This is a genomic window from Mycobacterium sp. 050134, assembly GCF_036409085.1.
Lineage (GTDB): Bacteria > Actinomycetota > Actinomycetes > Mycobacteriales > Mycobacteriaceae > Mycobacterium.
Genome location: NZ_JAZGLV010000091.1, coordinates 1 through 342, shown reverse-complemented (window position 1 = coordinate 342; position 342 = coordinate 1). Strand labels below are relative to the sequence as shown.

Here is a 342-nt window from a genome sequence, read left to right as displayed (position 1 = left end):
ACTGGGCCTTGCCGCAGTTAAGAATGGGCTTGTCATGGCGATGCTCGTTGCGCTGGCCCTGGAAGCCTGGGAGCGTTCCGCCAACGCCGCCACCGCATTCGCTAATGAGGCCGCCGAGCTCGGTGACGTGGTGCTGGGCAGCGTGGGGACCAACGCGGAACGCCGTGGAGCTGCCGTCGACCGGGCTATGGAAGCGGTCGACTCCTACGAAATGCTTCCGATGGGCTTGAAGTCGTTCAATACGACGCAGGGTCTTCATCGTCGCCTAGCCAAGCGGGGCAGGCAGTACCAAAGGGCGGTCGAACAGTTCGAAGATGTGGGGCGCCGTTCCACCAGGCTGGG

1 protein-coding gene is annotated in these 342 nt (G+C 63.7%); it reads left to right on the top strand.

From position 1 onward, the window contains the following. Window positions 1-34 precede the first annotated feature (34 nt). The coding region (locus tag SKC42_RS27535; RefSeq protein WP_330967381.1) for a hypothetical protein at window positions 35-342 on the top strand (308 nt) is incomplete at its 3' end.